Here is a 7,252-nt window from a genome sequence, read left to right on the forward strand (position 1 = left end):
GGCGAGTCCGCCCATGGCGGGGATGGTGCGTCGTTGGGGGGTGCCGTCGAGGTTGTAGGCGTTGGTGATGGTGTAGGTGCCGCTGCCGGCGAGGGCTCCTTCGGTGGTGCTGATGGTGTACTGCTCGCGAAGGACCCGGTAGAGCTTGTCGTAGGAGGCGTTGGTGGTGGCGTAGACCTTGCCGTTCTTGCCTCCGTCGTAGCGGATGGCGGAGGTGAGCCGCCCCTTGGCGACGGTGTCGTAGGACCACCGGGCGAGGTACTTGGTGTCGTCGATGACCTGCTGGCCGTTGACGACGGGGATGCGGCCGGTGAGTTTGCCGGTGGGGCGGCCGATGAGGTCGTAGGTGTGGCTCAGGAGGGTGCCGCGGGCGTCCTCGGTGACGCTGATCCGGTCAAGGCTGTCGTATTCCGTCTTGCTGGTGCCGGCGTCGGGGTCGCTGCTGGCGGTCTTGCGGCCGAGGAAGTCGTGCTCGTATGTCCAGGTGTTGCCGTCGTTGTCCTTGACCTGGATGAGCTGGTCGGCCTTGTCGTAGCCGTAGGTGAGCTTGGTGTACGTGCCGGTGGCCGTGTTGCCGTCGTATTCCCGCTTCTCGGACAGACGGCCCCGGCTGTCGACGGATTCCCGGATCGCCGAGGCACCCTGCGGGGGCTCGACGGTGGTCGAGTTGCCCTCGTAGGCGGTGGTGGTGCGGGAGTGCTCCTGGCCCAGTTTCAGGGTGATTTCCGTGGTGGGCCTGCCTGCTCCGTCGTAGATGCTCTGGGTCCCGGCAGGTGCCGAGGTGAGCAGGGTGGCGAGCTGGCCGGAGGGGGCGGTGGTGTCGATGTAGCCGGCCGCGGTCTCCACTTCGAGGCCGCGGGTGTCGTACTTGGTTTCGGTGATGACGCGCCCGCCGCCGACTGCTGCCGGTGCCTGGGTCTGGCGGGGGCGCAGGAGGGCGTCGTAGAGGGCGTAGGACGTCTGGTAGGTGCTGCCGTCGTTGTTCAGTGACTTGGTGGCCACCCAGGAAGCTTTGTCACGCTGGATCTTGTACTCGAACTTGTTGCTGGGTGTCTGTCCGGTGGCGCGGTTGCGGTCGGCGAGCCAGACGTCGGTGAGGCGGCCGAGCGCGTCATAGGCCAGTTCGGTACGGCCGTTGTTCGGGTCGGCGCTGGCCTTGTTCACTCCCCAGTCGGGGACGATCTCCGTGGTGACGGTGTGGCCGAGGGCGTTGACTTCCTTCCTCTGGGTCAGCGGGCCTCCGGCCGCGGGGGTGTATTCCACGTGCCTGGTACGGGTGCCGTTGGTGTCCCATGTGTCCGTCGGGCGGCCCAGGGTGTCATAGGCGGCGGTACTCACCGTTTGCAGATTGGCGGTTGCGGCGGTGTAGCCGGTGACCCGCTTGACCGCGGTGGCGTTGCCGCGGGTGGGGGCCTGTCCGTACGCCGCGCCGTCGTAGGAGGTGCGGACGTCGGAGATGACGTCCGTGGTCTGGGGGTCGCCGGTCCTGTTGGGTGTGGCGGTGCAGCCGACGGATACCTTCTCGACCCGCTGGGGAAGGGTGAGGATCCAGGCGGTCGTGTTGGTGGCGTATTCGGTGCGGGTGCAGTCTTTGCGTCCGCCGCCTTCGGTTTCCACGGTGAGTGGCTGACCGCTAGTGGTGTCGTAGGTCGTCTCGGTGGTCGAGGTGATCTTGCCGCCGCCGGGTATCGGGGTGCGCTTGACCTCCTTCCCCGTACGGACCATGTGGGCTTTCACGGTGCCGTAGGAGTGGGTGGCGGTCGCGGTGGTCCGGGACCACGGGGTGGTGATCGTTCCCGAGATCTCGGCGCCGGTGGTTCCGTTGTAGGTGATCTGTTCGCGCGCCTGGCCGGCGAACTGTTCGGCGTCGGTGACGGCGGTGCCCTCGGAGTCGGTGACCGTTTCGCTGCGGGTGGTGCCGTCGGATTGCTTGTCGCCGTTCATGCCCCGGTAGAAGAGGCTGGTGCTCTTGCTGCGGGTGCCCGCGGCCTCACCGGTCGTGGTGGTGACCTTCTGGTAGCCGCGCCAGATGCCCCAGGTGCGGTACTTGGCCGGGGTGATCGGAGACTGGTCGTCATAGGCCCAGGCTCCGCCGCCGTGGTACGTGTAGTCGGTCTGCTTCAGCGGCGCGTTGCCGGTGGGGTCGGACTCGGTGACCTGGGTGACGGCGTACTTGTGGAACCAGTCGGTGCGCGGCTGCGGATTGGTGCCGGGGGTGGGGTTGGACGGCGGGATCCACTTGACGGGGTAACAGCGTTTGGCATTGCTGTCGACCGCTGCCGGGATGTTGCTGTCCGCGACGCATTCGGGGTCGGAGTAGTTCGCTGTGAGGACCGAACCCGTCTCGGAGGTCACGGTGCGCACGCGCCATTTGATGAAGGGGGCGACGTCGTCGCCGGTCTTGTCGACGCGGTTGTGGAGCTGGATTCCGGTGAAGGTGACCGGGGGCAGGCTGATCGGGGTGCCGGATGTGCCGGTGTGCTGGATGGACTTGAGCCACAGCCCGGCGTTGGAGCCGTCGCCGGGGTCCGGGAAAGAGTGGTCCAGGGTCCAGGTGTTGACGTCCCGGTAGTCGGTGTCCGCGCCGGTTCCGGTGCCCTTGTAGATCTGGGTGGTGATGTCGGCCAGGCGCTTGCGGGAGAAGAACGAGGGCGACGGCTGGTCGGTGCAGACGGTGTCCTTCCGGCAGATCTGGTCGTACGGTACATCCGGCCAGGCGTTGCGGTTGGACGAGGTCAGGGAGCCGCAGGTCTCGCCGCCGGAGACGGGAATACAGCGCTCCTTGACGGCGAACTTCACTCGGGCTGCGGCGGGCTGCGTCGTGGAGAAGACGGTGTCGGTGCGCTGGCCGTAGTCGATGCGCTTGAGGTAGCCGCCGCGGACGTACTCGGTGCCGTTGCCGGTGGTGCCGTTCTTGGCGTAGGAGTTGAGTTCCTTGTCGTACCAGTAGGTCATGACGTTGCCGTGCGGATCCACGACGTAGTCGAGATTCCACCGCCATGCCTGGGTCTTGGCGCGCGTGGCAAAGGCGGTTCCGGCGGAGTAGCCGGGCTCGCCCGTGTCGTCGCCGAAGACGGGGACAGTCCAGACCGAGTTGGTTTCGGGTTTGCCGCTGCTCCATCCCGGCAGGCGGTTCTTGCCGAAGACGTACTGGGTGCCGTCGGTGGTGGTGACGGTCCAGTGCTCCCCGATGTCACCTCCGGTGCCTGAGTCACCGTCGTCGCCGTTGGCCGCTCCGGTGCCGCGGACGACACGCTCTGCGTCGTCGCCCTGCAGCCGCCACGTGCCGGAGGCGTCCTTGACCAGGGTGCTCGACTTGCCGTTCAGGACGATGGATGCGTTGTCCTCCTTCCAGCACTGGTCGAACTTGTTGTCCTGGCCGTCGTCGTCGCAGGAGGCGTAGGACCGCTCGATATAGGAGGTGGGCAGGTCGAAGCCCTCACCGGCCCAGGACGGCTGGGCGCTGGTGGAGGACGTGCGGCCGTCGACGCTCTGTGCCGAGTAGCCGATCGACAGGGAAGGCGCGGGCCCGGCCGGGGCGGGAACGGCGTCCAGGGGATAGGACCAGGTGAAGTCGCCGTTGGAGCCGCCACCCGACCACGTTGCCGAAGGGGACAGCGAGGTGGCCTCGTAGGTTCCCTGGTCGGATGCGGCGCCCGCGGAGAGGGCCAGGACAGTGCGGGCGCCGCTGCTGGTTGTGGTCTCGGGGGTGGTCACCTGGGCGGTGACTTTCTGGTCCTGGGTGTCGTTCGTGGAGGGCAGGGGTGTGGTGGTGCGGCAGGCCGGCTTGTCCGGTGTGGTCAGGGCGCATGAGGGCATCTGAACCATGCGCAGGCGGGAGGACCAGTTCCCGCTGTAGGCGTGGGCGAAGCCGCTGTAGTCGAGGCTGAGCGACATGCTCGCGGGGCCGGTCTTCCCGTCGGCGCGGTTGACGGTGAGGACGACGCCGTCGATACCGAGCCGGGCCGTGGTGGCGCGGTCCAGCAGGCGCAGTTCCGCTGCGGCGGGGGCGGGGGCAGGCGTGGTGGCGGACCGCCGGTTCTTGCCGGCGGCCGGGGCGGGTGGCTGGGCCAGCGAGACCGGCAGGTTCTCAGCCCGCGCCGTGCTTCCGGGTTTGGCCGGGACGGTGACGCTCGCGGTCGTGGCGGTGGGCCACTGGACCTTCTTCGCCGCCCGATCGCGTGTTTGGTTGGCAGCCTGGCGTGCCGGGTCCTTGAGATTTGGGTGCTTGGTCTGGAAGGGCTCTGCCTTGCCGTACTGCGGCTTGGCAAGCGGGGTCTGGTCCCGTTCCTTGCTGGGGGCAGGTGCGGCCCCGAGCAAGGTGGCGGTGACGGCTATGGTCACGGGGAGGGCGACGGCCGCCAGGCGGCGGCGGCTCGCTCTCGTCCACGACCATGACGACGACACAGGTCTGGTGCCGGACAAATGGTTTCTCCGCATCCTGAAGGGCGGGGTGTACCAAGCCGCTGGGGCCTGGTACACCGCCGCACAGGGGGGTTGGGAAGGAGGTTCCGTACTGCCGCTGAGGGGTCAGCCGATCTCGATGGGCGGCTCGTCCACGGTCGCGAGCTGAGTGATCTCGGCCTCGGAGAGCACACCGGCGTAGACGCGCATGTCGTCGAGCTGGCCGAGAAGGCGGTTGCCCCAGGCGCCCGTGTCATGGCGGCGGGCCTGGCTGACCGTCAGCGGCTGGTCCGACTGGAAGATGGTGTCGACGAGGACACCGTGCTCAGAGCCTTCGCGTACGCCCGCGAGGTAGAGCTTGGCGGACTGGTTCGCCGAGTCGTACACGCCGACGACATGGATCCAGTTCCCGGGCGGGTTGACCTGTTCCGAGGTGATCGTCGCCGCCGGACCGTTCAGGGCGTCGGTCTTGTAGACGCCGAAGTTCCAGTCACCGACCGTCTCACCGATCTCCTGCCGATACCACAGCCGGAACGCGTTGCGCTGGGCCCCGGGATGGGCGAAGACCGTGGGCGAATGAGCACCGGCGGTATTCTCCAGTACCACGGCATCGAGGTTGACCCAGCCGGCCACGGTGAAGCTGCCCGATTCGTCGAGCATCACCGGGGCGCTCGCCGTCCCCGCTTGTCCGGTCGGCAGGTTCAGGACGTTGCCGTGGGCTGGGTCGTCGGCCGCGGCGAAGCCGGCGCCGGAGGCAAGCTGCAGCGTGTGGCCGCGCCCTGACTCGTCCAGGGCTGTGCTCCCGGAGGTGTTGTCCATGGTCCAGTGCGCCAGCAGTGCTGCCTGCGGGCTACCGGTGTCCGGGTTCTCCATGTTGGTCTGGGACCACATCTCATCCGGGAACACCACGCGCTTCCATGCCTGGACGTGGTCGATGTCACCGTTGAAGAAGCTGCCCATCGCGCCGCTGGACGGGCTCTTCATCCGGCCGATCTCGAACACCCCGGTCGCCGCCCATGGGGTCGTGTAGGCGGCACTCGCCTCCAGCCGACCGTTCACGTACAGGCGGATCTGTTCCGCGTCACGGTCGTAGACGGCCAGCAGATGGGTCCAGGCCCCGATCACGCCGGGCCGGGACGACAGGACCCGCACCAGGCTGGTGCCGTCCTGGCTGTAGCGGTTGAAGGCCCAGCGGTCGAAGCTGCTGGAGTAGTAGAGCTGGAACCCGCCGACGTTCCAGCCGGTCTGGCTCGCAACCGTGCTGTTCTGGCTGCGGCTGCCCGGTTTGGCCCAGGCCGAGACGGAGAAGCTCGATGTGGTGTCCACGACCGGGTTCAGATTGGCCGCGTACGCGCTGCTGCCGTTCAGCTTCAGGCCGGTGCCCAGGCGTGCGGGGCCGGACCACAAGGCACCGCCCCCCGGTGTCACGGCGTAGCTGCTGCTGGAGGCGTTGGTTCCGTTGCCGTCCAGCTTCCACTGCGCCGCCGGGGCGGAGGGCTTGGCGACCATGAACATGTAGTCCTTGGACACACTCCGGTTGCCGGCCGCGTCGGCGGTCTGCACGCGCAGCGTGTTGGTGGCCCGTTTGGTGGGCGTGATCTTCCGTACGTAGGAAGGCAGGTTGACCGTCGATGTCTTGGTCTCGACCAGGACACCGTTGAGCCAGATGTCGTAGCGCCGGACGTCGGCGGCACCCGCGTTGATCGTGAAGTTGCCGGTCTGCCCGACACTGCCGTGCTCTTCGGATGCCTCGCACACGATGCCCGCGCACTCCGGGAACTCAACGGAGGTCACCGTGGGCTGGGGCGGGGCGCTGGTGTCCACGGTGAAGTAGCACGTAGGAGACCACGGCCCGTACAGGTAGTGGGTTGCCCCGGCCCAGGTGTAGCGGTACTCGGTCCGGGCGTGGAACCGGTAGGTCTTGCCGGTGGCGAGCACCGGGGTCGGGGCCGACCCGGCGGTTCCGCTGGCCGTCCACGCGGTGGGCTGGGTCACCGGCATGTTGGTACTGCCGGTCAGAAGCTGGAAGTTCGGCCGCAGCACGCTGTTGCCGCCGTCCGCGTTGGTGGGGGTCGCGGTCATCCGGGGGGTGCTGTCACGGATCACCGGCGGGTTCGTACTCGCCGAACAGGCCACGTTCGGGTCCGACAGCTTCACCGACGACGGCGCCGTGGTGGGCGGGGTGACATAGGTGATCGACAGTCGCGGCTTGCGGCTCGCGGTGGCGCGGTCGTCCGCCGGCGACATGAACTGCTTCCACGCGATGGCATCGGTGTCACTGGCCGTCAGAGCCAGCGTCGTCGTGGTGGCCTTGGCCTTCGCCGTGTGCGCGACGGCCCCGGTCGCGTTGAACTCCACGTCACCGTCGGGACAGTCGGAGGAGAACCCCTTGGCCGCCGAGACCGTGGTGACATGGGCCCAGCCGGTCGGCGGCTTGTTCCAGGTCGTACTGCTGGAAATGGCGTTGGTCCGGTAGAGGTTGACGTCCTTCTTGGTGCAGTTCGCCGACCAGATCTCATACGCGGTGAACGTGGCGTTCAGGATCTTCTTGCCCGCGACCCGCCGGGTGTCGAACTGGAACAGCGACTTGGACTTCTTGTTGTCGACGTAGGCGTCATAGCCGACACCGAGCGCATGCGAGGTCTTCCAGAACGACGTACCGGGCAGATTCGACCAGATCGTCGTCCACCCGGTCAGGGTCGCACTGACCGCGGGCGGATCGATGACCACGGGATACGACGTGTCCGCAGCGGTCAGGAACGCCTGGTCCGGGGCGAGCGACAGCGCGCCGTCGGCGACCGTCACATCCGCCACCGGCGTCCGGGCCCCCGGTTCCGGAATCACCGGG

At 67.9% G+C, this 7,252-nt stretch carries 2 protein-coding genes; both read right to left on the reverse strand.

What is annotated here, in order from left to right; all coding sequences use genetic code 11:
- Positions 1-4,344: hypothetical protein (locus ACWF94_RS27895; RefSeq protein WP_453494209.1), on the reverse strand; the 4,344-nt coding region annotated here is incomplete at its 3' end.
- Between the two features lie 186 nt (positions 4,345-4,530).
- The coding region (locus ACWF94_RS27900) for a LamG domain-containing protein (protein WP_453494212.1) at positions 4,531-7,252 on the reverse strand (2,722 nt) is incomplete at its 5' end.

It is taken from the genome of Streptomyces sp. NPDC055078 (genome assembly GCF_053607985.1).